This window comes from Methylobacterium sp. AC433, from assembly GCF_979253015.1.
Map to the genome: position 1 here is coordinate 551,325 of NZ_CEEDBN010000001.1, position 21,198 is coordinate 572,522.

Sequence of the window (21,198 nt, forward strand, 5' to 3'; positions counted from 1 at the left end):
CGGGTCCAGATCGGCCTCGCTCATGGTCCTGAGATTTGCGGTCCGCGAAGCCAAGGGGCTCGTGACGGCGCGGATCTTCGAAATACCCGCCGGTACGGACCCGGTGCCCCCGAAGGTCGGGGTCTGTTCACGAGGATTGACAGCCGGACGCCCCCGCTTCGTCCTGCGGGCCAAATCTGCGAGGGCGACGACGATCGATGAAGACCATTCTCTACGTCCGGGTGTCCACCGGCGACCAGACCATCGCGCATCAGCAGGCCCAGGCGGTGGCGGCGGGCTTTGCCATCGACGAGGTGGTGGCCGATGACGGCGTGTCGGGCCTGAGCATCGGCCTGCACGAGCGGCCGCAGGGACGCCGGCTGTTCGATCTGCTGCGCCGGGGCGACGTCCTGGTGGTGCGCTGGGTCGACCGCCTCGGCCGCAACTATGCGGACGTCTGCGATACGCTGCGGGAGATGATGCGGCGCGGCGTCGTGGTGCGCACGGTCATCCACCGGCTCACCTTCGACGGCGCCGCCGCGGACCCGATGCAGCAGGCCGTGCGCGACGCCCTCATCGGCTTCATGGCGGCGACCGCTCAGGCCCAGGCGGAAGCCATGCGAGAGGCGCAGAAGGCCGGAATCGCTCAGGCGCGGGCGCGCAGCGATGCCTATCGCGGACGCAAGCCGAGCTTCAGCCGGGCGCAGTACGAGGCCGTGCGCGGCGCGCTCGGCGAAGGCCGGGGAATCTCCGCGATCGCCGCCGCGACGGGCCTCAGCCGGCAGACCATCTACCGCATCCGCGACAACGCCGCGGAGGCGGAGGCGGCGCTGGCGCGCTGGGCCTGACGCCCGGGCGGGTGGGAGCGTCGAACGCGGCCGGGGTGCTGCTTCGTATGGTCGCCTCCCGTGCGCGGACGCATGGGATAGTCTGGCGGGCCTGACCGATGCGGGATGACCATGGGCACCGCCACTCTCCTCGGGCTGACCACGCTGGCGTTCCTGGCGCCGCTTCCGCCCGAGCGGTTCCATCCGCCGGAGCCGCCGCCTCGCGGCGTCGGCTGGGCGGTCTGCGCCGTGGTCGCCCTCCTGCTCGTGGTCACGGTGGTGCCCCTCAGCCTCGCGCTCGCCGACAAGTGGGCCATGGACGCGCATGTGGCCGAGTGCCGGGCCGCGGGCGGCCGCTTCGTTCCGGTCGCCTCGGTCAACGGGCGGGCCTATCGCTGTGACCAGCCCGAGCGTCCCCGCTCCTGACGGGGCACCCGAAGTTCAGAAATCCGCGTGGATGCGGGTGCCGAAGAAGTCGGCCGGCCCGCGGTCCCGGTTGTAGGCCGGGTTCACCACGTGCTGGTAATTGACCGACAGGGTCAGGGCCTTGTTCAGGGCGAAGGCGTAGTAGGCCTCGACCGCGCGCTCGGGCGCGTAGTTGAGCTGACCGTCGCCGATGAGGAGGCCGACGCCGCCATTGGCGAAGAAGGCACGGTGGCTGGGCGAGATCGCGTTCATCGAGGTGCCGAGGCCCACGGTGTCGCCGGGCCGACCCCAGGCGGTGCCCTTGAGCGACACGCCGCCGGAGACGGAGCGGTCGATGTCGGTGAAGGACAGGCTCTCGGTGCGGCCGTCATTGGCGCTGAACCGGGCGAAGACGCCGAGGTCCGGCGTCACCGCCTGTTCGAGGTTGAGGTAGAAGCCCGTCTTGCGCCGCGCGGCCCGGGTGGCGGCGGCCGCGTCGTTGATGTCGCCGAACACGCCGGCCTGGGTCAGCGACACCACCTCGCGGAAATCGGCGGTGTTGCCGACATTGGTGAAGAAGCCGAGGCGCAGCTTGCCGGGCTGGTCGAGGCCCGGCAGCACGTGGCGCTCCTCGAACTCGATGGTGGTGCCCGCCCGCCGGAACACGCGCGGGTCGAGGACGTCGCTGGAGGGCTCCTTCGGCACCTGGGTGTAGGCGGCGCGGATGGCGAATTCGGCGCGGTTGTACTCGACCATCACGCCCTGGGTGAAGCCGGGCAGGTTGGCCGGGAAGTCGTAGGCACCCGAGGCCCAGATGCCCCAGTTCATGAAATCGACCCGCGGGTCGTGGGCGTAGACGTTGCCATCGAAATAGTCGCCGAGCGCGAACTTGCCCGCCACCACGGTGATCCGCTCGATGTCCCGCCGGGTCGCGACCTGGTTCGGGCCGTCCGGCACGTCCTCGGTCTCGCCGCCGAGGCCGAAGGTCTGGCGCACGAAGTAGCGGTTGGAGCGCAGCTTCGGGAACGGCGCGCCCGCCTTCTGCGCCTCGCCGTTGACGAAGCCGGCGACGCCGAGGGTCCGGCTGAGGCCGAAGCCCTGGGAGAATTCCGGGTTGTAGTAGAGTTCCGTGCCCTCGAAGAGCTTGAGCCCCAGGAAGGCGGTGGCGGTGGTGGTCGACTGGACCTGGCGGCCGATCAGGCTCGCCGGGCCGGTATAGGGCGCGCGGAAGCCCGGCACGCCCTGGGCGATGAAGGTGGTCTGGCCGTGGAGCGAGAAGCGGTCGCCGAAGCCGCTGCCGGGATCGTGCGGGGCGGCCTCGTCGGCCTCGGGCGGCAGCACGAATCCGTTCGGATGCCAGGACAGGCGCGCCATCATCTGGTGCGAGGTGAAGGAATCCTGCCGCGTCGTCACCGGGCCGAGGCCCGGGATCGCGCCGAGGTCGAAGCGGCCGCTGCCGCCGAGGTCGAGGTAGCGGTAGTCGATCCCGAGAGCGAGGCTCTCGGTCACGGCGAACTGCACGCCGGCTCCCAGGGTGAAGCCGAGGGCGGAGAGATCGCGCCTCGCCGTGGAGACGAGCCCGGCGCCGGGATCGGGATAGCTCGCCAGGATGCGGGCATTGGCGCCGGCGAGCCCGAAGCTCGCATAGACCAGCGACCGCTCGAAAGCGTAGCCAAAACGCCCGCGCAGGGTGCCGTAGACGTCCGTCTTGGCCCGGATCAGGCCGAGGCCCGGATCGCCGTCGCCGACGAAGCCGGGCGTGGGCAGGAGAACGGGCCGCTTCAGGTTCGCACCCGCGACGTCGGCCTCGATCCCGTAGAGCCAGGGACCGGTCTGCCAGTTGTAGCCGCCGAACAGGCCGCCGACGGCGGTCGTCGCGTTGCGGCCGAGGTCCGACCGCCCGGTGGCGTCGCCCGTCCTGAACGCCCGGACCGGACGGCCGCCGACCGTAGTGTCGCGAAAACCGTAGGCCCCGTAGGAATTGCCGGCGCTGCCCTCGATGCCGAGGTACGGGCCCGACCAGTCGACGAAGGCGGGCACCGCGGGCGCGGGCCGCGACGGGGCGAGATCGGCGGCCTGCGCACCGGACACGGATGTCAGGGTGAACAGGGCGATGCTGGCGCCCAGCCCGCGGCTGTGTCTGCCGCGGCCATAGCGATCCGGTCTCGTCATGTCGCCCCCGAGCCTCCGTTCCGAAGACGCGGTATAGACGATGCTATAACTGTGACAATATGGTTTAATCCGAGCCCGCCCTGGATCGGCGCGACTGTTGCTCAAACAGCGCAAGCGCAGGTCCTTGGCACTTGGCACGGGGCCGGCCGGGGATCCGGGGGGCCATGCCGGCGGGAAGCGGACCTCACGGCCGAGCCCAGTTCCTAGCGGGCGTCTGCGAAGGCCCGATGACCGTCTCGACGCCCCCCATTTGGGGGATGCCGGGCCTCGGTGCACGGTCTAGCCTGAGCATCTCCAAGGTTTCGGACCGTCTCGGCCCGCGGGGCATTGCTCCTGCGGGCCGCTTTTTTGGTCGCGGCGACGGACGGCCCGGGCGCCGTCAGGCGTCGCCCGTGTCGATCTTCGCGATCAACGCGGTCAATTCGCCGATCCGCAGGCGGAGACCTTCCCGGGTGCCCTCGTCCATGTCGCGCAGGGCGTAGCCGTCTTCGAACCGGCGCTTTTCCGTCTGCGCATCCTGCCCGAGCGCGGCGAGGTCTCGCATCAGGCGCTCGCGCTCGGCGAGGTACTGGGTCTTCCGGTCATCGGTCGTGGGCATGGTCGTTCCCTGGCGGATGGCGCGCGGCGCGTCCCGATCGCCTGACGGGGCAGGCTCGCCGGGGAAACGCGAACCTTCGGCCCGGAGTTCAGGCGGCGCGATCCGGAACCATAGCGCCGCCCGGCCGTTGCACCGGCGACCCAAGCTCGATGACCTCACCCCCGCCCGGCTCCCGCCGCGGCGGGTTTTTTTCGCGTCGATCCACGCGATCGGCCTTGCCTTCCGCTCTCGGAACGCCGTTCGCCGTCACGTATTCGTGATCGAATCATTTGACGAGATCGCGCACCGATCCTGGGTCGAGAAAAGATCAGCACGGATCGGGCAAGTAAATATAATGCTGAATTCCTGCTTTGCAGCGCAAATTGTGAGCACTGACGATCCCTTAGCCCGGATTTAAGCTTCCGCTTCGTAGCATGACCACGAAATCATTCCGGAGATCTCCCGTGGCTCTGCTCGCGCGCTTCAGCATCATCACCAAACTGATCGCCGTGGTCAGCCTGATCGGGCTCATCGTCAGCGGCTGCCTCTGGTACGCCACCACCCAGATGGCGATGATCGACGGCGCCTACAGCCGCTTCATCTCCCACGACACCAAGGCGATCGCGGACCTGCGCACGGTCAACCGCCTGGTCTTCACGATGAGCTACTTCAACTTCCGCAACATCGCCGAGACCAGCCCCGGCGAGATGCAGCGGACCGACAAGGGGTTCGAGGAGGCCAGCGAGCGCCTGAACAAGGTCCTGGCGGAGCTGCGGGACGCGGCGCCCAGCTTCGGACCGCGCATCGACGTGCTGAAGCAGAGGGTCAACCGCTTCATCGCCGACAGCTCCGAGGCGCGGACCCTGGCGAGCAGCGGCCTGAAGACCGAGGCCGTCGCCCTGCTGCACCAGACCGTCGACCCGACCTTCGACGCCATGGTGGCCGAGGGAAGCGCCCTCGGCCGGGACATCCGCACCTTCGTCGATGACGGCGCGCGCGACCTCGCCGCGATGACGGACCGGACCCGGACCAACACCCTGCTTCTCGGCGGCCTCGGCCTCCTCGCCGGCCTGGCGGCGGCCGGGCTCGTCGCCGTGTTCGGCATCACCCGGCCGATCGGCCAGCTCGTCGAGGCCCTGGGCCGGATGGCGCGCGGGGACAGCGATGCGGTGATCCTCGGGCGCGACCGGCGCGACGAGGTCGGTGCCGTGGGCCGCGCCGTGGAGGAGATCCGCGCCCTCGTCGCCCGCAAGGCTTCGGAGGAGGCCGAGCGCCGGCAGATCGCGGGCGCCGCGGCGGCGGCGGAGCGTCAGCGCACCATGCACGAGCTCGCCGACGGCTTCGAGGCGGCGGTCGGCTCGATCATCGCCACCGTATCGGCCTCGGCCGGCGCGCTGCAGGTCACCGCCGAGGCGATGAGCACCAACGCGGCCCGCACCACCGACCGGTCGGTGACGGTGGCGGCCGCCGCCGAGGAGGCCGCCTCCAACGTCAACACCGTGGCGGCCGCGGCCGAGGAGCTCGGCTCGTCGGTGCAGGAGATCGGCCGCCAGGTCGACGGCTCGGCGAACCTCGCCCTGCGGGCGGTGGAGGAGGCGGCCCAGACCGCCGGGCTCGTCCAGGACCTCAGCTCCGCCGCCGCGCGGATCGGCGACGTCGTCGCCCTCATCACCACCATCGCGGGCCAGACCAACCTCCTGGCGCTCAACGCCACCATCGAGGCGGCCCGGGCCGGCGAGGCGGGGCGCGGCTTCGCGGTCGTCGCCGCCGAGGTCAAGGAACTCGCCAACCAGACCACGCGCGCGACCCACGAGATCGAGGAGCAGATCGGCCGCATCCAGGCCTCGACGGCGCAGGCGGTGGGGGCGATCCGCACCATCAGCGGCCGGATCGGCGAGATCAGCCAGGTGACGACGACGATCGCGGCGGCGGTGGAGGAGCAGGGTTCGGCCACCCAGGAGATCGTCCGCAACGTCGGCCAGGCCGCCGGCGGCACCAGCGAGGTCACCGAGAACATCTCGGGCGTGGCCCACGCGGCCGAGGAGACCGGCGCCGCCGCCCGTCAGGTCCTGGTGTCGGCCTCCGACCTGACCGCCCAGTCGGAGCATCTCACCCAGCAGGTCACGCGCTTCCTGGAGACGGTCCGGGCGGCGTGAGGGCGTGGCCCGGCGTCGCGTGGCGCGAGGGCGGCCGGCTCACGGCCCGCGAGCCGGCGAGCAGGAAGCGCCAGGGCGTCTCCACCGCGCGGGAGATCCCGATCCGGCGATCGGCGATCCAGGCGGGCGCCGTCACGGGGGCGGTGAGCGCGAAGGGCGGCGCCTCGAGGGCCAGACCGTCCATCGCGAGGGTGACGGCGAGCGCCTGGCACAGGCGTCCGGGCCCGGCGCAGAGCCGGCGCGGATCGGACAGCCCGCGCCGCGCCGCCATCGTCTCGAGCCCGTGGCGGGGCTCCAGCGCCCGGATCAGCACCGCGCTGCCCGGCTCGCAGACGAGATTCAGGCACCAGTGCATGCCGTAGGAGCGGTAGACGTAGGCGTGCCCCGCCGGCCCGAACATGCTGGCATTGCGCCGGGTCGGGCCGTTGACGCTGTGCGAGGCCGGGTCGCCGCGATCGTAGGCCTCGGTCTCGACGATGGTCCCGCCGACCCCGTCCACGCGCAGGTCGCAGCCGATCAAGGCGACGGCCACGGCCGCTGCCGGCCGGGCGAAGAAGCCGGCCGGGAGGGGCGTTCCGACGGGAGCGCCGGCCATGCTCAAGGGGTGGACGCGCCCTTCGCGCCCTTGGCGCCGCGCAGGTCGGCGCGGGCGCGCTCCAGCCCCTCGGGGCCGAGGTCGAGGGCGAGCCGGACCGCCCGCTCGACATAGGCCTGCGGCGTCAGGCCGGACGCCTTCGCGGCCCGCGACACCTCCAGGCCGAGGCCGAGATCGAGGGGAATCGCGCTCGTGCGCGCCGGAGCCGGCTCGGCCGCGGCGGGCGCGGTCGCCAGGGCCGCCTGGGACACGGCCGGGGCGGCGGCCGCGCGCAGGGCGGCGGTGCCGGTGAGCGGTGCCGGTCCGGTCTCCGGACGCGGCGGCAGGCCGAGGGCCTCGCGCCGCCCCTGCGCCGCCAGTCGGTCGGCGCGCTCGTTGCCGGCCTCGCCCGCATGGCCCCGGACCCAGGTCCAGCGCACGTCGCGCCGCGCCGCCAGGGCATCGAGCTCCTGCATCAGTTCGACATTCTTCACCGGGCCGGTGGCGGTGCGCCAGCCCTTGGCCTTCCAGCCCCGCATCCACTCGGTCACCGACTTGATGACGTACTGGCTGTCGCAGCGCATCTCGATCTGCGCGCCCTCGGGGAAGTGGCGCAGGGCGTTGATCGCGGCCGTCAGCTCCATGCGGTTGTTGGTGGTGGCCCGGTCGCCGCCGCAGAGCTCGATCCGGCCGCTCTCGGCCTCGATCACCACGCCCCAGCCGCCGGGGCCGGGATTGGGATCGCATCCGCCGTCGGCATAGACGATGGTTCGCATGGGGCTCGCTTCGACCTGTTCACGACGGGCCGCCCCGGGGAGAGGCGGCGCCGGGGTATCCGGGCGCCGCCCATAGCACGGGCGCGGGTCCCTCGGGCACCCGCCTCAGGCGCGGGCCGGATCGATGCGGTAGCGGATCGGCTTGAAGCTGTTGTTGTTCGATTGCAGAGCCGAGCAGGCGGTCAGCCCGATCACGAGGTCGCATTCCGCCTCGAAGGTGACGTGGTCGCCCGCCCGGCTGAGGGGCGGCTCGACCTTGAGGGCGCCCGTGCCCCCGTCGACGGTGACGTTCATGAACACGTTGAAGGCCACCGGGATCCGGTCCGGCACGACGCCGTAGGGCGCCAGCGCCGCCGCGAGGTTGCCAAAGCAGCCCCGGTGCGGATGGGTGTCGCCGTAGATGATCCGGAAGGTGTCGGCCGAGCACGGGGTGAGCAGGAAGTCGTGCCGGCCCACCGTGTCCGCGACGATGCGCAGGAGCACGTTCGAGCGGTTGGAATAGATCGGGTCGCCCGTGGTGAGATAGATCCGGCTGGCATAGTCCAGGGTCCGGCCCGACGAGATCACCTCGTCGAGGTCGCCGCGCACGAAGGCGAGGAGGTCGGCCACCTGCTCGCCCTCTGGGTCGATCACGGTGAGGCGTTCGCCCTTGTCGAGGGTGAAGGCGACGCCGGAGCGGGGCGCGATCTCGTGCAGGGTCGATGCGTGGGGGTTGGTCTCAGGCGGCATCCTGGGCCTCCGGCGCGCGGCCCCGGAACGGGCAGATCCAGTCGGCCCCGACGGCGCGGCCGCTGTACTGGCGCGCCTCGGAGGCGTCGCCGTGCCGGGCCAGCATCGGGTTGATCGAGCCGGCGAGCGCCTCGTCGCGGGACAGGATCGCGCTGCGCAGCTTCTCGTAGCGGCCTTCCGCGCGCAGTTGCTCGAACTGGGCGCGCAGGTTGAAGACCAGGACCGGATGCGGGAAGCGCCGGGCGGGGCGGCTCGCGCCGGGATGCATGCCCACGACGAAGAACGCCTCGCCGCCGAAGGAGAGCGAGAAGTGCGGATCGTTCGGATCGGCCTCGACGCGCGCGTCGTAGCGCTGGCCCAGGAACGCGTCCTTGTCCGACAGGGACTGCACGCGGTCCCAGAGGTGGCGCTCGAAGGCCTCCTCGCCGAGATCCGTCGGCTCCTCGAAGATGACGGCGAAGCTCTGGAACAGGTCGGGCTTGGCGCGGTAGCGGCAGATGAAGGCGAGGAGCGCCGGATAGAGCCGGGGATCGTCCCAGCTCGAGGCGATGCTGCGAGCCACGACGATCTTCATCTGGCCCCTGGAGAGGGTGGATTTCGCGCCGACGCAGGGGAAGGGCTGGCTTCGGATGAAGTCCTGGAACTGCACGGCCAGGGGATGGCCGCTGTCGTCGGTGGGGAGATGCATGGAGACTCGACGCTGACAGCACCCGGAACGCAGGGTGCCCGAGGTGAACCGGACCTGGATGGCCGAGTTCCGTTCGCGCGACGGCATGGCACCCCTGCGCCGCAGCTTCGGGCGGGAGGGTGGCACAGGCTCCGCGCAGAACCTTTGCCGGCGCCGGGCATTGAACCGGCGATGCCGAGACGGGACCCGACCACGATGACGACCCAACCATGACCGTCCGACAGGGGGCCGCCCGGTTCGCGAAGGGCAGCTTGCGGGCGCTGCGCCTGCTGGCCAAGCCCGTCCGCCGCTCCCAGGGCCGCGCCGGAACGGTGGTGGAGACCTATCGGGGCTACGGCTCGCGCGACGAGGTCTTCCTCATCGGCCGGGTCTTCCGCCAGTCGCAACGGGCGGCCAACGCCCCCGACGAGGGCTGGGCGGCCGAACTGCGCGACATCCGGCGCCGCATCACCCGCCGCAAGGTGGCGGGCGCGGTTCTCACCGCCCGCTTCTTCGGCTGCGAGGAACAGGTCGTCACCGACCGGGACGGCTACTTCCGCGTCCACCTGCGGCCGAACCTGCCCGCGCCCCCGCAGGCCTCCTGGCACAGCATGGAGCTCGACCTGGCCGGCCCCGAGCCGGTGCGGGCCAAGGGGCAGGTGTTCATCCCCTCCGCCGATTGTCGGCGGGTGGTGATCAGCGACATCGACGACACGGTCATGCGCACGGGCGTCGCCAACAAGGTGAAGATGCTGTGGCGCCTGTTCGTGGAGGATGCCGAGAACCGCGTCGCCTTCCCGGGCGCCGCCGCCCTGTACCGGGCGCTCTATGCCGGTCCGTGCGGGGCGGAGGGCAACCCGATGCTCTACGTCTCGCGGGCGCCCTGGGGCCTCTACGACATGCTCAGCGAGTTCTTCGTCATGCACCGGATTCCCGTCGGGCCGGTGCTGTTCCTGCGGGAATGGGGCCTGTCCTGGACGAGCCCGCTGCCGCGCCGGGCCGAGGATCACAAGCGCCACCTCATCGACCACATGCTGGCGCTCTACCACGACCTGCCCTTCGTCCTCATCGGCGACAGCGGCCAGCACGATCCCGAGGTCTATGCGGAAATCGTCGCCGCCCATCCGGGCCGGGTGGCGGCGGTCTACATCCGCAACGTCTCGCGGGACGCGGGGCGGCTGGAGGAGATCGCCAAGCTCGCGGAGGCGGTGGAGGCCGCCGGCAGCAGCCTGGTTCTGGCCGCCGACAGCCTCGCCATGGCCGAGCACGCCGCCGAGCAGGGCCTGATCGCCCGCTCCGCCATGGCCGAGGTGGCGCGGGAATACGGCACCGTGCCGGAGACGCGCCGGCATGCCGGCCGCACCCGCGCCCGCGCCCTGCGCAAGGTGCTCGACGGCGCGGGTCCGACGCCGCCCAACGTCATCGTCGAGCCGGGCCGGTCCGACCCGCCCGCCTGAGCCCGGCAGAGCCAGATAACCTCGGATGTGGCCTCGAAGCCGCCCGGCACCACCGCTCGGAGCGGCCCGTGCGCCGTGCCTGCCTATGCGCACGGCATTCTGCCCATGCCGTTTGCAATTTAGGCCTCGCCCTATAAGATCTCTCTGGTATACCAGAGTTGTCAGCCTGCATTTTCAGCGTTCGCCCGCCAGATGGGCGCCGCGCGAGCGAGGGCAGAGGAATGTCCAACACCTCCGGTCCCGACCGCCGAGCCGACACCGTGTCCGGCTTCCGCCTGTTCCGGCCGATCCTGGCCGGCGCCACCCTGCGCGAGCGCCTGATCGGCTGCCTCGGTGCCCTCATCGGCATCGCCCTGACGGGTCTGGTGAGCGGCTGGATGGTCGGGCAGGGTCCGCACATCCCGCTCATCGTGGCGCCGATGGGGGCGACGGCGGTGCTGCTCTTCGCGGTGCCGGCGAGTCCCCTCGCTCAGCCCTGGCCGATCATCGGCGGCAACACGATCTCGGCCCTGATCGGCGTCACCGCCGCCCACTTCATCCCGAACCCGGTGCTGGCGATCGGAGTCGGCGTCTCGCTCGCCATCGCGGTGATGTCCTTCACCCGCTGCCTGCACCCGCCGGGCGGGGCCGCGGCGCTCACCGCGCTCATCGGCGGACCGGCCATCTCTTCCTCCGGCTTCCTGTTCCCGTTCGTGCCGGTCTGCCTGAACTCCATCATCCTGGTCGGCCTCGGCATCGCCTTCCACCGGATCTCCGGGCGCAAGTATCCGCACGTGCCGGCGCCACCTCCGGCCAGCCCGCACGGGACGACCGACCTGCCGGCTCCGATCCGGGTCGGATTCAACGCCCGCGACGTCGACGCGGCGCTCCTCAATCTTCACGAGACCCTCGACATCGACCGCAGCGACCTCGACCGGCTGCTGCGGGAGGTCGAGAGCCAGGCTCTCGTGCGGGCGCATGGCAGCCTGGATTGCAATGCCGTGATGTCCCGCGACGTGATCACGATCGGCCTGAACGAGCCCCTGACGCGGGCGCGCGACCTGCTCCTCCGGCACAACATCCGCACCCTGCCGGTGGTGGACGCGGCGGGTCGGCTCGCCGGGACCCTGGGCCTGCGCGAACTCGCCCTGCGCGGAGAGGGCGACATCGCGCAGGTGATGTCGGAGGCGCGCACGGCCAAGGCGGCCGAGCCCGTGGTCAGCCTCGTGGAGCCCCTGACCAACGGCCGCACCCATGCGGTGGTGGTGACGGGCGAGAATGACAGGATCCTCGGGATCGTCACCCAGACCGACCTGCTCGCGGTGCTGACGCGCCTCGTCTCGAACAAGGCCTTCGACCTGAGTGCCGCCGAGGCCTCCTGAACCCGAGGGGCCGGCGGCGCATCGCCCGGCCCGTGGCGCGGTTGTTGCAGGGCAGCGTGCTCCCTCGCACCGTAGCCCCACGGGTTCGAGCCGATGCACGACGCGCCGATTCTCCTCCACCTCCTCTACGCGACCTTGATGGTCGCGAGCATGATGCTGACCTGGCAGGTCCATCGGATGCTCGGGCGGGGCTGACCCCGCTTCGGACGCCGCCCGAGCTGTCACCGTCCCGCGCCCAGCCGCGTTGACGGGGACAGGCTCGGTTTCGCCGAGCCCGATCTCAGCCAGTACGCGAGCACGGGAGGGGAGAGGTGGGTGACGCCTTCACAGCATCGGAGACCTCTCAGCCGACCGGGTCCGACTGGCCGGCCATCCGGCAATGGCGTCGGGCGATGCGGGCCGACCTCATCGCGCGGCGACAGCGCATCGACTCCCGGGACCGAACCTCCTGGAGCGACCGGATCACCGAACGGCTGAAAGTGCTCCTCGCTGGGCGGACGAAGCCGCTGATCGGCTTCTCCTGGCCGTTCCGCGGCGAGTACGATGCCCGAGCCTTCCTGACAGGCCTTCAGGGGCAGGGTGTGCGTCTGGCCCTCCCTGTCGTCGTCGCCGAGGCGGAGCCGCTCCAGTTTCGCGAATGGCGGCCGGGCATCGCCATGGCGCGCGGCGTCTGGGACATCCCGATCCCGGCGCAGGGCGATCCGGTCCTGCCGGACATCGTCCTCGCGCCGCTGGTGGGGTTCGACGGGCGCAACTATCGTCTCGGCTACGGCGGCGGCTACTATGATCGGACCATCGCGGCCATGCCGGCCAAGCCCCTCTGCATCGGGGTGGGCTTCAGCCTGTCGCGCCTCGCGAGCATCCATCCCCAGGCCCACGACCTGCCGATGGACCTGATCGTCACAGAGACGGACCCGGACTGACGAGGGAGACGCCGCCGCATGAGCCGCCTCGCGCGTGACGCCAACCTGCTCGCCGAACTGCCCGACGCTTCGGGGAGCGAGGTCTTCACCGAACTCCTCTCCCGGCCCGGATGCCGGATCGAGCGCATCGTCTCGCAGGGTCAGGTCACGCCCCCGGACCAGCCATATCGGCAAGCCCATGACGAGTGGGTCCTGCTCCTGGCCGGTGCGGCGCGCGTCGCAATGGCGGGCGCGGAGACGGCGCTGGCGCCGGGCGACACCCTGTTCATCCCGGCCATAACCGAGCACCGGGTCACCTTCACCGATCCCGCCCGACCGACGGTCTGGCTCGCCGTCCATCTGGGCGAGATCGATCCGCCGGCGGGCGGGTAGCGGCTCAGATCGCGGCGGCCGGGTCGCCCCCGAGGGGGGTGCCCGCATCCTCGCTGCGTTCGTCCGCCGCGTTGCGGGCCCGGCGCGAGCGGCCGCCCCGGTCGAGGAGTGAGCGGCCGAGCGCCCGGAAGGGGGCGGTGAGGCGGCGAGCGTCGTCGGCGCGCTCCATGAAGCGCTCTCCGTTGCGGATCTCCTTGTCGAGGCGCGCCATGGTGCGGGCCAGCGCCGGATCGTCGTCGTCGAGCCAGACCTCCACCGTGCGGGCGAAGGCGATGACCACGCCCTGGAGCTTGAGGCGGCCCAGCGGCCCCTCGGTGTTGATGCCGGCGGCGGCCAGCATGAAGCGGTGCGAGTTCAGCGCGACCCCGTTCAGCGCCAGCATCGAGAGCGGATCGCCGCGCAGGGCGTAGGAGATCCGGCGCAGGGCGTCCTTGTAGGGCGTCATCGCGTCGAGACGGCGCATCAGAACGTCGAACAGGCGCTCGCGGGTCGGCTCGTCGGCCAGATCCGCGTTGTCGCCCTCCAGCACCTTGCGGTCGATGAGGCGCGACAGGCCTCCGAGCACCGCCCCCTTGGACGGGAACAGGTCGCGGAATTCGGCGAGCGACAGGCCCGCCTCCCGGGCGATGTCGCCGACCTCGATGTCGTTCCACGGCTGCTCGGCGGCGAGCCGCATCAGCGCCTCGACGGCGGCCTCGCGTGGGGGCAGCTTCCTTTCGGGCGAGGCGACCGCCACCGGCAGAGTGTCGGCGGGATCCGTCTCGGTCTTGTGTGTCTCGGGCTTGGGAGAGCCGGGGCGTTTGGCCATGGTCGTGCGATCCTCGTCCAATCAGGCCTTCATGTAGGGTGGGGCCGCCGGATCGTCAGGGCCGGTTCAGCCCGCGAGGGCTCCGGCGCGGCGCCGCGCCGCGTCCACGGCCTCGCGCATCAGGTCCGGCAGGCCGCCGCTGCGCATCAGCACGGCCAGCGCCTCGGCGGTGGTGCCGCCCGGCGAGGTCACGTCCTGGCGCAGGAGTGCCGCGTCGCGGGGATTGGCCTCGAGCAGCGCGGCGGCCCCCGCGACGGTGGAGCGGGCGAGGCGCGCGGCCATGTCCGCGGGCAGGCCGGCGGCGACACCCGCCTGCGCCATCGCCTCGGCCAGGAGGAAGACGTAGGCCGGGCCTGAACCCGAGACGGCGGTCAGGGCGTCGATCAGCGCCTCGTCGTCGAGCCATTCCACGAGGCCGACGCTGGCGAGGAGCGCGTGGGCCTGCGCCCGCTGCCCGTCATCGACCTCGGCGCTGGCCACGGCACCGGTGGCGCCCCGTCCGATGCTGGCCGGGAGGTTGGGCATCGCCCGCACGATGGCGCGGGCGCCGGGCAGGCGGTCGCGCAGGTTGGCGATGGTCTTGCCCGCCAGGATCGACACTACCAGGGTCCGAGGCCCGACGAGCGGCGCCAGCGCGGGCGCCGCACCCTCGAGCCCTTGCGGCTTCATGGCCAGCACCAGGGTCTCGGAGGATGCGGGCGCGGCCGGGTTCAGGGCGAGCCCGCGCGCCGCGCAGAGCGCCTGCATCTCCGGCGAGGGCTGGGGATCGAGGATGGTGGTGCGGGCCGGATCGAGGCCGCCCGCCAGCCAGCCGGCGAGCATGGCGCCCCCCATGTTGCCGGCCCCCACCAGGGTGAGGGAGGCCGGGAGGGCGGAGACGGGCCGCGCGCTCACGCCTCGCCTTCGGTCTCGAACAGCACCGCGTCGAGGGCCTCGCGGGCGGACTTGCCGGCCCAGAGCACGAACTGGAAGGCCTGATAGTAGCGCTCGCAGGCATCGACGGCCGATTTCAGCATCATCGTGCACTGGCCCTGGGTCGGGGCCGCGCCGCCGGTCAGCAGCAGCGAGTGGCGGAACATCACCACGTTGTCGGTGGACCAGAGGTCGAAATGACCGACCCAGAGCTGCTCGTTGACCAGGGAGACCAGCGTCAGGATCTCGGTGCGGCGGCGCTCGGGCACCTTGAGGTCGAAGGCGGAGGCGACGTGCAGCGCCTCCACGTCCTCGATCCAGGTGAAGGCCACGTGATAGTCGGCCCAGCGCCCGGCCACGGAGACCGACATCTCGTCGGTCTCGGCCCGGTCGAAGATCCAGTCGCGCAGCGACGCGAGGCGCTCGACGATGTCCAGCGGATGCTCGTGCCGATCGTGATCTTCGATGTGGAGTTGGGTCATGGCGGTCCAGTGTGTCGATCTTGGAAAGATCGGCGAAGTCGTTGTGAAACTCGATTCCGAGACCGGCGGCACCCTGTTCCGGACTTGCGCCGCACACACCCGGGCGGGGTGCTGGCCGGCGGCGATTCTGTTCGGTTCAGGGCGCTTCGGGTCGGGAGCGAATCAGGTCATGACCCACTATAGACCGTGCTGGACTCGCGTTTCAAAGCGGCCCGCGAAGCCGGTGAACAGGAAAGCGACCGTCCACCGTTCCTTCCTGTGCACAAGCGTGGCGGGGCTGGAGCGCCCGCGAATCAACCTGGAATCAGATCGCCTCGCTGGCTCCGGCCACCGGTTCGGTGCCGTGTTTCGCCTCGAGCGCGGTGACCCGGGCGGCCAGCGCGTCGTTCTGGGTGCGCAGCGCCGAGACGAGGTCGCGCAGTACGTCGAGCTCCTCCCGGGAGGCGATGTCCATGTCGCGGATCAGGCGCTCGACCTGGGCCTTGAACACCGTCTCCGCCTCGCGGCGCACGCCCTGCGCGGCTCCGGCGGCGTCGGTCATCAGGCGGGCGAAATCGTCGAACAGCCGGTTCGAGCCTTGCATCGTCGTCTCCCGGAGCAGTGAGGCCGCCATCCGTCCGTGACGGCCACGAGACCGGCGCCTTCGGTCCCGACATAAGAATCCCCGCGCGCTCCGGCAATCCGCGCCGAGGCTTCGGCGTCCCCAAGACGTCCCGGGCAGGTTGTTTCCGGTGATGTCCGGCGGCGGGGCGCGAAACAGGCATTTACAAATCCCTGCCGCGCCGGCCCTTCGAACTCCGCGCACCCGGGCGCATAATCGCGCGTTGACAGATCCGCACAGGGTCCGGGCCGCCGCCCCGGATGCGGAGGGAGCCGCGATGCTCGGGACCATGACGCAGACGACCACGACCCATCCGCACATTCTCCTCGTGGAGGACGACCGCGAGATCAGCGCCCTCGTCGCCCGCTACCTGCGCGCCAACGAGTGCCGGGTCAGCCTCGCCGGGGACGGCGCGGCCATGGACAAGGTGCTGGCCGATGCGCGGGTCGACCTCGTCGTGCTCGACCTGATGCTCCCGGGCGAGGACGGCCTCAGCCTGTGCCGGCGCCTGCGCGCCACGTCCCGCATCCCGATCCTGATGCTCACCGCCAAGGCCGAGGAGATCGACCGGATCATCGGGCTCGAGATCGGCGCCGACGACTATCTCGGCAAGCCCTTCAATCCGCGCGAACTCCTGGCGCGCATCCGCGCCATCCTGCGGCGGGGTTCCGGCACGGAGGCCGAGGCGGAGGAGGGCGTGCGCCGCCTGCATTTCCTCGGCTGGACCCTCGACGTCTCCCTGCGCCAGCTCCTGAGCCCGGAGGATGCGCGCATCGCCATCACGGGGGCGGAGTTCGACCTGCTGCACGCTCTCTGCCTGCGTCCCGGCCGGGTGCTCTCGCGCGACCAGCTCCTCGACCTGACGCAGGGGCGCGCGGCCGGCCCGTTCGAGCGCAGCATCGACGTCCTGATCAGCCGCATCCGCCAGAAGATCGAACAGGACCCGCGCAACCCCGAGATCATCCGCACCATCCGCTCCGGCGGCTACCTGTTCACGCCCGAGGTCACCCGCACATGAGGACCCGCTGGAGCCGCCTGCGCGCCCTGCTGCCGTCGAGCGTCGCCGGGCAGATCGCCCTGCTCATCGTCGCCGCCGTGGTGCTGGCGCACGCCATGGCGACGCTGGCCTTCTTCACCCTGCGCGAGCCGTGGCGACCCGACGACCATCCCGGCGTCGCCGCCAACCGCCTCGCGACGGTGGCCCGCCTCCTCGACGGCGCCAGCCCGGCCGACCGTCCGGCGCTCCTCGCCAACGCCGCCCGGATGCTGCCGACCCTGCGGATCGAGCCCTGGGAGGAGACCGATGCCGGGACCGCCGCGCCCGAGCCGGCAGGTGACGACCGGATCGGCGACCATTTCGTGGTCCAGCGCCTGCGCGACGGCTTCGGCCGCCCCCTCGTCATCTCCGACCTGTGGGGGGCCAGGCGGCCGGCGGATGCGCCCGCGGGCGTGCGCGTCGGCATCGCGACCCCGGACGGCGCGCGGCTCTCGGCCGTGGTTCCCGACGACGACCGCCCGCCGATGCGCCAGGGCGCCATCATCTTCACCTTCGTGTTCCTCGGAGTGGCCGTCTCGCTGATCTGCCTCTGGGCCACCCGGGCGCTCACCGCGCCCCTGGCGCGCCTCGCCGAGGCGGCGGACGCCTTCGGCACCCGCATGAACCTGGTTGACCTGCCCGAGAACGGTCCGCGGGAGGTCGTCACCCTGTCCCGGGCCCTCGACCGGATGCGCGCCCGCGTGCGCCGCCTCGTCGACGACCGCACCCAGATGCTCGCCGCGATCAGCCACGACCTGCGCACGCCGATCACCCGCCTGCGCCTGCGGGCCGAGTTCATCGAGGACGAGCACGCACGGACCATGACCCTGCGCGACCTCGACCAGATGAACGGCCTCGTGGAGGCGGCCCTGTCCTTCGTGCGCGACGGCCACGGCCCGGAGGGCGGCGCCAAGACCCTGGTCGATCTCGCCTCCGTGGTGCAGACCGTCGCGGACGAGTTCGCCGATATCGGCGCCGACGTCGGGGTCGCCGAGACCCGCCACATCCTGGTCCAGGCCCGGCCGGACGAGCTGCAGCGCGCGATCGTGAACCTCGTCGACAATGCGGTGAAGTACGGTGGCGCGGCGCGGCTGACGGTGACGCAGACCGAACGCGGCGTCGCCGTTGAGGTGAGCGACGACGGTCCCGGTATCCCCGAGGCGGAGCGGGACGCGATGCTCCAGCCCTTCGTGCGCGGCGACCGGGCGCGCAACCTCGACACCGCCAGCGGCTTCGGCCTCGGTCTCTCGATCGTCCACGCCATCGTCGATTCGCACGAGGGCCGCTTCACCCTGCGCAACCGGACGCCGCGCGGCCTGACCGCGCGGATCGAGCTGCCGCGGGCCGCCTCGGCTCCGGCGAACCCGCCGCCCGTCGCGAGCGACCCGGGCCACCGCGCCGCCGCCGAGTAGGGGGCCACGACGCGAAAAAGGCCCGGACCGCGCGGGCCGGGCCTTCCTCCGATGCCGACGCGTCGCGCCGGCTCACGTCACGCCGTCAGGGTGTCAGCAGCGCGGGCCGCCCGAGGTCTGGCCGTATTGCTGGACCGGGAAGTTCTGCTGGTTGGCGTTGCCCTGGTTCGCCGAATTGTCCGCGCAGCGGCCCGGGACAGGGACATCGTAGGAACGGATCGAGCCCGTCGTGATGTCGTCGTAGACCGAGGCCGGCACATCGCCATAGGCCGGCACGACGCGGTCGAGCGCGAAGCTTCCGGTCGCCGGAGCCGCAACGGCAAGAACAGTCGCGGCAACGAGGGCGAAGAGACGATGTTTCATCGAAAGACGATCACTCCAATGTGAGACCGGGACTGTCTATCCCTGCGTCTCGACTGCGATGAGAATGATATGGGAGGCGCCCTGCCCGGACGACGTGCCGCTGCGCACGCGGCCACGCTGCTGCGGAACGCGAAGCCTCAGAACTCCATGTCGAGTTCCTCGATCTCCTCGGGCTCCCGCGCCGCCTCCACCGCCCATTCCTCCATCAGCGGCCAGGCCAGGATGGTGTCGCGATAGGCCTCGGTCCGCCGCGGCAGGCTGACATCGTAGGTGCGGAAGCGCGTGCAGACGGGAGCGAACATCGCGTCGGCGAGGCTCGGGGTCTCGCCGAACAGGAACGGGCCGTCGTAGCGCCCCAGGCACTCGTCGACGATGGTGACGACCCGGTCGATGTCGCCCCGCGCGCCGTTGAAGATCTTGAAGTTGCTGTGGCGCGCCTTGAGGTTCATCGGCAGGGCCGAGCGCAGGTTGATGAAGCCGCCATGCATCTCCCCCGAGATCGAGCGGCAATGGGCCCGGGCCACGGCGTTGCGCGGCAGGAACCCGGCGTCCGGCCGGATCTCGTTGAGGTACTGGGCGATGGCGAGGGTGTCCCAGACGATGATCTCGCCATGGACGAGCCGGGGAACCAGGAAGGAGGGCGACAGGTGCAGCAGTTCCGCCCGGGTGGAGGCGTCGTTGCCCGAGAGGAGTTCCGTCTCGAAGTCGAGCCCGGCCATGCGGCAGACCAGCCAGCCCCGCAGCGACCACGACGAATAATTCCGGCTTGAAATCGTCAGCGTTGCCGCAGGCATCGTGGACCTCCCTGGTGTTTCCTCGCCAACACGTGATCCAAGACTCGTGCCGCCGGGGCAAGCCAGGATGCAGGATGTTTCCGCTCGCCCCAGCTGCCACTCGGCCGACAAGGGAGCTTTTTCCCAGCACGGAGGTTGACCTTTCACAGTCACGATCTGCGGCGACGCGATGCTCACCTGTTATTCCGATGCCACGCGCGACATTTCCCACGTGATGCATCAGCACAACAGCCCCGGGATATCACACGATAAGGCCGTTGCGTCCGGGCCCCGCCTGCCGCAGCCTAGTTCCCCATCGTCGGCGGCGCAGCCGTCGCGCCCGCTCGCCGCGGACGTTCTGCGATTTGACCGTTCGCGTAGGAGTTCGGGCCGCATGCTCTATCGTGCCTTCGATGCCCAGTCGGACCTCGCCGATCAGACGCGCGCCTGGGGGCGCCTCGTCCACGACGCCGTCTCGCCCTGGACGGCCGCCGGCTATCGGGAGCCCTTGAACTGGTGGTCGGCCGGTGCGCGCATGATGATGCGCGCCGGACTGACCTTCTCGCGCCCGGCCTACGGCATCGACAGCGTGACGGTGGGCAACCGCGAGGTGCCGGTGACCGAGGAGGCGGCGTTCGCGACCCCGTTCGGGACCCTGCTGCGCTTCAAGAAGGACATCGACACCGAGCAGCCGCGCGTCCTCGTGGTGGCGCCGCTCTCGGGCCACTTCGCCACGCTCCTGCGCGGCACGGTTCGCACCCTGCTGCCCGACCACGACGTCTACATCACCGACTGGCACAACGCCCGCGACGTGCCGCTGAGCGCCGGCCCGTTCGGATTCGACGACTATGTCGACCACCTCGTGCAGTTCCTCCGCGCGATCGGGGAGGGGGCGCACCTCGTCGCCGTGTGCCAGCCGGCCGTGCAGGCGCTGGCCGCCGCGGCCGTCATGGCCCATTCGAAGGACCCGGCGCAGCCGCGCAGCATGACGCTGATGGCCGGCCCGGTGGATTGCCGGATCTCTCCGACCTCGGTGAACCACCTGGCCACCTCGAAGCCGATCGCGTGGTTCGAGAAGAACCTGATCACCACCGTGCCGGACCGCCACAAGGGCGCCGGGCGGCGGGTCTATCCCGGCTTCATGCAGGTCTCGGCCTTCGTCTCGATGAACGCCAAGCGCCACATCCAGGGGCATGCCGACCTGTTCTGGCACCTCGCCAACGGCGAGACCGAGAAGGCGCGCCAGATCGAGGGCTTCTACGACGAGTATTTCGCCGTCCTCGATCTCGCCGCGGAGTTCTATATCGAGACCGTCAAGACGGTGTTCCAGGACTACACCCTGGCCAAGAACCAGCTGACCTATCGCGGCAACCCGATCGACATGGGGGCCATCCGCAAGACCGCGCTGATGACGGTCGAGGGCGAGCGCGACGACATCTGCGCCGTTGGCCAGACCATGGCGGCGCACGACCTCTGCACCAGCCTGCCGCACCACATGAAGAGCCACCACCTCCAGGCCGGCGTCGGCCATTACGGGGTGTTCTCGGGCCGCAAGTGGGAGAGCCAGACCTACCCGCTGGTGCGCAACTTCATCCAGTCGCACAACTGAGCGATCGTCGGACCGCGGCGCTCCGCTCTCCCGCGCGGCACGGCCGTCACATCTGACGACCAGCCGCCGCTCCGGGGCGCCGTCGGCGAGCCCGGACCCGGACGCACGAGTCGATTGGAGAGAGGGTGAGGGGCGGCCCCACCTCCGACGCGTCCCCGCGAACGCGAGAGATCGTGGGCCGGCCCGAGATCCGTTAGACGGGGATTACACGCTGCGCGAGGGCGATG

22 protein-coding genes are annotated in these 21,198 nt (G+C 71.1%); 10 read left to right on the forward strand and 12 right to left on the reverse strand.

Features of this window, described 5'->3' with window-relative positions; translation table 11 throughout:
- Positions 1-197: 197 nt before the first annotated feature.
- A complete protein-coding gene (locus AC0IWM_RS02650) occupies positions 198-827 on the forward strand; it encodes a recombinase family protein (RefSeq protein ID WP_471752938.1) in 630 nt (209 codons plus the stop codon).
- A gap of 105 nt (positions 828-932) precedes the next feature.
- The gene (locus tag AC0IWM_RS02655) at positions 933-1,232 is read left to right on the forward strand and encodes a hypothetical protein (protein ID WP_471752939.1); all 300 of its coding nucleotides are present in this window, start codon (positions 933-935) and stop codon (positions 1,230-1,232) included.
- A 15-nt stretch (positions 1,233-1,247) separates the two neighbouring features.
- Here the strand turns inward: AC0IWM_RS02655 and AC0IWM_RS02660 are convergent, their stop codons facing one another.
- Both AC0IWM_RS02660 and AC0IWM_RS02665 read right to left on the reverse strand, forming a co-directional pair.
- Positions 1,248-3,383 carry a carbohydrate porin gene (locus AC0IWM_RS02660; protein WP_471752940.1) on the reverse strand — a complete coding sequence of 712 codons (2,136 nt, stop codon included), beginning with the start codon at positions 3,381-3,383 and terminating at the stop codon, positions 1,248-1,250.
- A gap of 379 nt (positions 3,384-3,762) precedes the next feature.
- Positions 3,763-3,981 (reverse strand): hypothetical protein, encoded by a 219-nt coding sequence (locus AC0IWM_RS02665; protein WP_471752941.1) that lies wholly within the window; start codon positions 3,979-3,981, stop codon positions 3,763-3,765.
- A 443-nt stretch (positions 3,982-4,424) separates the two neighbouring features.
- Here AC0IWM_RS02665 and AC0IWM_RS02670 point away from each other — a divergent pair, with 443 nt between their 5' ends.
- Positions 4,425-6,116: a methyl-accepting chemotaxis protein gene (locus AC0IWM_RS02670; RefSeq protein WP_471752942.1), complete on the forward strand. Its 1,692-nt coding sequence runs from the start codon at positions 4,425-4,427 to the stop codon at positions 6,114-6,116.
- Here AC0IWM_RS02670 and AC0IWM_RS02675 read toward each other — a convergent pair.
- The 4 genes from AC0IWM_RS02675 to gntA form a co-directional block, all read right to left on the reverse strand.
- Positions 6,082-6,711: a DNA-3-methyladenine glycosylase gene (locus AC0IWM_RS02675; protein WP_471752943.1), complete on the reverse strand. Its 630-nt coding sequence runs from the start codon at positions 6,709-6,711 to the stop codon at positions 6,082-6,084. The genes AC0IWM_RS02670 and AC0IWM_RS02675 overlap by 35 nt on opposite strands.
- A 2-nt stretch (positions 6,712-6,713) precedes the next feature.
- Entirely contained in the window at positions 6,714-7,466 is a 753-nt protein-coding gene (gene rnhA / locus AC0IWM_RS02680; RefSeq protein ID WP_471752944.1) for a ribonuclease HI, read from the reverse strand.
- Positions 7,467-7,571: 105 nt separating this feature from the next.
- Positions 7,572-8,195: a DUF1989 domain-containing protein gene (locus AC0IWM_RS02685; RefSeq protein WP_471752945.1), complete on the reverse strand. Its 624-nt coding sequence runs from the start codon at positions 8,193-8,195 to the stop codon at positions 7,572-7,574.
- Positions 8,185-8,883, reverse strand: coding sequence for a guanitoxin biosynthesis heme-dependent pre-guanitoxin N-hydroxylase GntA (gene gntA / locus AC0IWM_RS02690; protein ID WP_471752946.1), 699 nt, complete (start codon positions 8,881-8,883; stop codon positions 8,185-8,187). The genes AC0IWM_RS02685 and gntA overlap by 11 nt, the downstream gene beginning before the upstream one ends.
- Before the next feature lie 590 nt (positions 8,884-9,473).
- Between gntA and AC0IWM_RS02695 the strand changes: the two genes are divergently transcribed.
- The 4 genes from AC0IWM_RS02695 to AC0IWM_RS02710 all read left to right on the forward strand — a co-directional run bounded on the left by AC0IWM_RS02695 (position 9,474) and on the right by AC0IWM_RS02710 (position 12,975).
- On the forward strand, positions 9,474-10,319 hold the full coding sequence (locus tag AC0IWM_RS02695; RefSeq protein ID WP_471753099.1) for an App1 family protein: 846 nt from the start codon (positions 9,474-9,476) through the stop codon (positions 10,317-10,319).
- Between the two features lie 221 nt (positions 10,320-10,540).
- Positions 10,541-11,680, forward strand: coding sequence for an HPP family protein (locus AC0IWM_RS02700; RefSeq protein WP_471752947.1), 1,140 nt, complete (start codon positions 10,541-10,543; stop codon positions 11,678-11,680).
- 311 nt (positions 11,681-11,991) lie between these two features.
- Entirely contained in the window at positions 11,992-12,603 is a 612-nt protein-coding gene (locus AC0IWM_RS02705) for a 5-formyltetrahydrofolate cyclo-ligase (protein ID WP_471752948.1), read from the forward strand.
- A gap of 18 nt (positions 12,604-12,621) precedes the next feature.
- Positions 12,622-12,975 carry a cupin domain-containing protein gene (locus AC0IWM_RS02710; RefSeq protein WP_471752949.1) on the forward strand — a complete coding sequence of 118 codons (354 nt, stop codon included), beginning with the start codon at positions 12,622-12,624 and terminating at the stop codon, positions 12,973-12,975.
- Between the two features lie 4 nt (positions 12,976-12,979).
- Here AC0IWM_RS02710 and AC0IWM_RS02715 read toward each other — a convergent pair whose 3' ends face one another.
- The 4 genes from AC0IWM_RS02715 to AC0IWM_RS02730 all read right to left on the reverse strand — a co-directional run bounded on the left by AC0IWM_RS02715 (position 12,980) and on the right by AC0IWM_RS02730 (position 15,760).
- Positions 12,980-13,783, reverse strand: coding sequence for a TetR/AcrR family transcriptional regulator (locus AC0IWM_RS02715; protein ID WP_471752950.1), 804 nt, complete (start codon positions 13,781-13,783; stop codon positions 12,980-12,982).
- A gap of 66 nt (positions 13,784-13,849) precedes the next feature.
- Positions 13,850-14,677 (reverse strand): pyrroline-5-carboxylate reductase, encoded by an 828-nt coding sequence (gene proC, locus AC0IWM_RS02720; RefSeq protein WP_471752951.1) that lies wholly within the window; start codon positions 14,675-14,677, stop codon positions 13,850-13,852.
- Positions 14,674-15,177, reverse strand: coding sequence for a type III secretion system chaperone family protein (locus tag AC0IWM_RS02725; protein ID WP_055957499.1), 504 nt, complete (start codon positions 15,175-15,177; stop codon positions 14,674-14,676). Before AC0IWM_RS02725 ends, proC begins: the two co-directional genes overlap by 4 nt.
- A gap of 304 nt (positions 15,178-15,481) precedes the next feature.
- Positions 15,482-15,760, reverse strand: coding sequence for an accessory factor UbiK family protein (locus AC0IWM_RS02730; protein WP_471752952.1), 279 nt, complete (start codon positions 15,758-15,760; stop codon positions 15,482-15,484).
- Between the two features lie 307 nt (positions 15,761-16,067).
- Here AC0IWM_RS02730 and AC0IWM_RS02735 point away from each other — a divergent pair, with 307 nt between their 5' ends.
- Together AC0IWM_RS02735 and AC0IWM_RS02740 are read left to right on the forward strand one after the other, a co-directional pair.
- The gene (locus AC0IWM_RS02735) at positions 16,068-16,796 is read left to right on the forward strand and encodes a response regulator (RefSeq protein ID WP_447675438.1); all 729 of its coding nucleotides are present in this window, start codon (positions 16,068-16,070) and stop codon (positions 16,794-16,796) included.
- Positions 16,793-18,226, forward strand: a complete 1,434-nt coding sequence (locus tag AC0IWM_RS02740; protein ID WP_471752953.1) for an ATP-binding protein — start codon at positions 16,793-16,795, stop codon at positions 18,224-18,226. The genes AC0IWM_RS02735 and AC0IWM_RS02740 overlap by 4 nt, the downstream gene beginning before the upstream one ends.
- Before the next feature lie 93 nt (positions 18,227-18,319).
- On the opposite strand, the gene AC0IWM_RS02745 is transcribed toward AC0IWM_RS02740, so the two are convergent.
- A complete protein-coding gene (locus AC0IWM_RS02745; protein WP_471752954.1) occupies positions 18,320-18,589 on the reverse strand; it encodes a hypothetical protein in 270 nt (89 codons plus the stop codon).
- Positions 18,590-18,726: 137 nt separating this feature from the next.
- Complete coding sequence (locus AC0IWM_RS02750; RefSeq protein WP_471752955.1) at positions 18,727-19,383, reverse strand: glutathione S-transferase family protein; 657 nt, start codon at positions 19,381-19,383, stop codon at positions 18,727-18,729.
- 373 nt (positions 19,384-19,756) lie between these two features.
- Here AC0IWM_RS02750 and AC0IWM_RS02755 point away from each other — a divergent pair, with 373 nt between their 5' ends.
- Positions 19,757-20,971 carry a polyhydroxyalkanoate depolymerase gene (locus AC0IWM_RS02755; RefSeq protein ID WP_471752956.1) on the forward strand — a complete coding sequence of 405 codons (1,215 nt, stop codon included), beginning with the start codon at positions 19,757-19,759 and terminating at the stop codon, positions 20,969-20,971.
- The last annotated feature ends 227 nt before the right edge of the window (positions 20,972-21,198 follow it).

What these genes read in the sequence shown, in the direction of transcription:
- AC0IWM_RS02745 (WP_471752954.1), bottom strand. Translation starts at nt 18,589, where the DNA reads ATGAAACATCGTCTCTTCGCCCTCGTTGCCGCGACTGTTCTTGCCGTT.
- AC0IWM_RS02740 (WP_471752953.1), top strand. Translation starts at nt 16,793, where the DNA reads ATGAGGACCCGCTGGAGCCGCCTGCGCGCCCTGCTGCCGTCGAGCGTC.
- rnhA (WP_471752944.1), bottom strand. Translation starts at nt 7,466, where the DNA reads ATGCGAACCATCGTCTATGCCGACGGCGGATGCGATCCCAATCCCGGC.
- AC0IWM_RS02675 (WP_471752943.1), bottom strand. Translation starts at nt 6,711, where the DNA reads ATGGCCGGCGCTCCCGTCGGAACGCCCCTCCCGGCCGGCTTCTTCGCC.
- AC0IWM_RS02685 (WP_471752945.1), bottom strand. Translation starts at nt 8,195, where the DNA reads ATGCCGCCTGAGACCAACCCCCACGCATCGACCCTGCACGAGATCGCG.
- AC0IWM_RS02655 (WP_471752939.1), top strand. Translation starts at nt 933, where the DNA reads ATGACCATGGGCACCGCCACTCTCCTCGGGCTGACCACGCTGGCGTTC.
- AC0IWM_RS02665 (WP_471752941.1), bottom strand. Translation starts at nt 3,981, where the DNA reads ATGCCCACGACCGATGACCGGAAGACCCAGTACCTCGCCGAGCGCGAG.
- AC0IWM_RS02715 (WP_471752950.1), bottom strand. Translation starts at nt 13,783, where the DNA reads ATGGCCAAACGCCCCGGCTCTCCCAAGCCCGAGACACACAAGACCGAG.
- AC0IWM_RS02755 (WP_471752956.1), top strand. Translation starts at nt 19,757, where the DNA reads ATGCTCTATCGTGCCTTCGATGCCCAGTCGGACCTCGCCGATCAGACG.
- gntA (WP_471752946.1), bottom strand. Translation starts at nt 8,883, where the DNA reads ATGCATCTCCCCACCGACGACAGCGGCCATCCCCTGGCCGTGCAGTTC.
- AC0IWM_RS02650 (WP_471752938.1), top strand. Translation starts at nt 198, where the DNA reads ATGAAGACCATTCTCTACGTCCGGGTGTCCACCGGCGACCAGACCATC.
- AC0IWM_RS02730 (WP_471752952.1), bottom strand. Translation starts at nt 15,760, where the DNA reads ATGCAAGGCTCGAACCGGCTGTTCGACGATTTCGCCCGCCTGATGACC.
- AC0IWM_RS02750 (WP_471752955.1), bottom strand. Translation starts at nt 19,383, where the DNA reads ATGCCTGCGGCAACGCTGACGATTTCAAGCCGGAATTATTCGTCGTGG.
- AC0IWM_RS02695 (WP_471753099.1), top strand. Translation starts at nt 9,474, where the DNA reads ATGGAGCTCGACCTGGCCGGCCCCGAGCCGGTGCGGGCCAAGGGGCAG.
- AC0IWM_RS02700 (WP_471752947.1), top strand. Translation starts at nt 10,541, where the DNA reads ATGTCCAACACCTCCGGTCCCGACCGCCGAGCCGACACCGTGTCCGGC.
- AC0IWM_RS02735 (WP_447675438.1), top strand. Translation starts at nt 16,068, where the DNA reads ATGACGCAGACGACCACGACCCATCCGCACATTCTCCTCGTGGAGGAC.
- AC0IWM_RS02725 (WP_055957499.1), bottom strand. Translation starts at nt 15,177, where the DNA reads ATGACCCAACTCCACATCGAAGATCACGATCGGCACGAGCATCCGCTG.
- AC0IWM_RS02710 (WP_471752949.1), top strand. Translation starts at nt 12,622, where the DNA reads ATGAGCCGCCTCGCGCGTGACGCCAACCTGCTCGCCGAACTGCCCGAC.
- AC0IWM_RS02660 (WP_471752940.1), bottom strand. Translation starts at nt 3,383, where the DNA reads ATGACGAGACCGGATCGCTATGGCCGCGGCAGACACAGCCGCGGGCTG.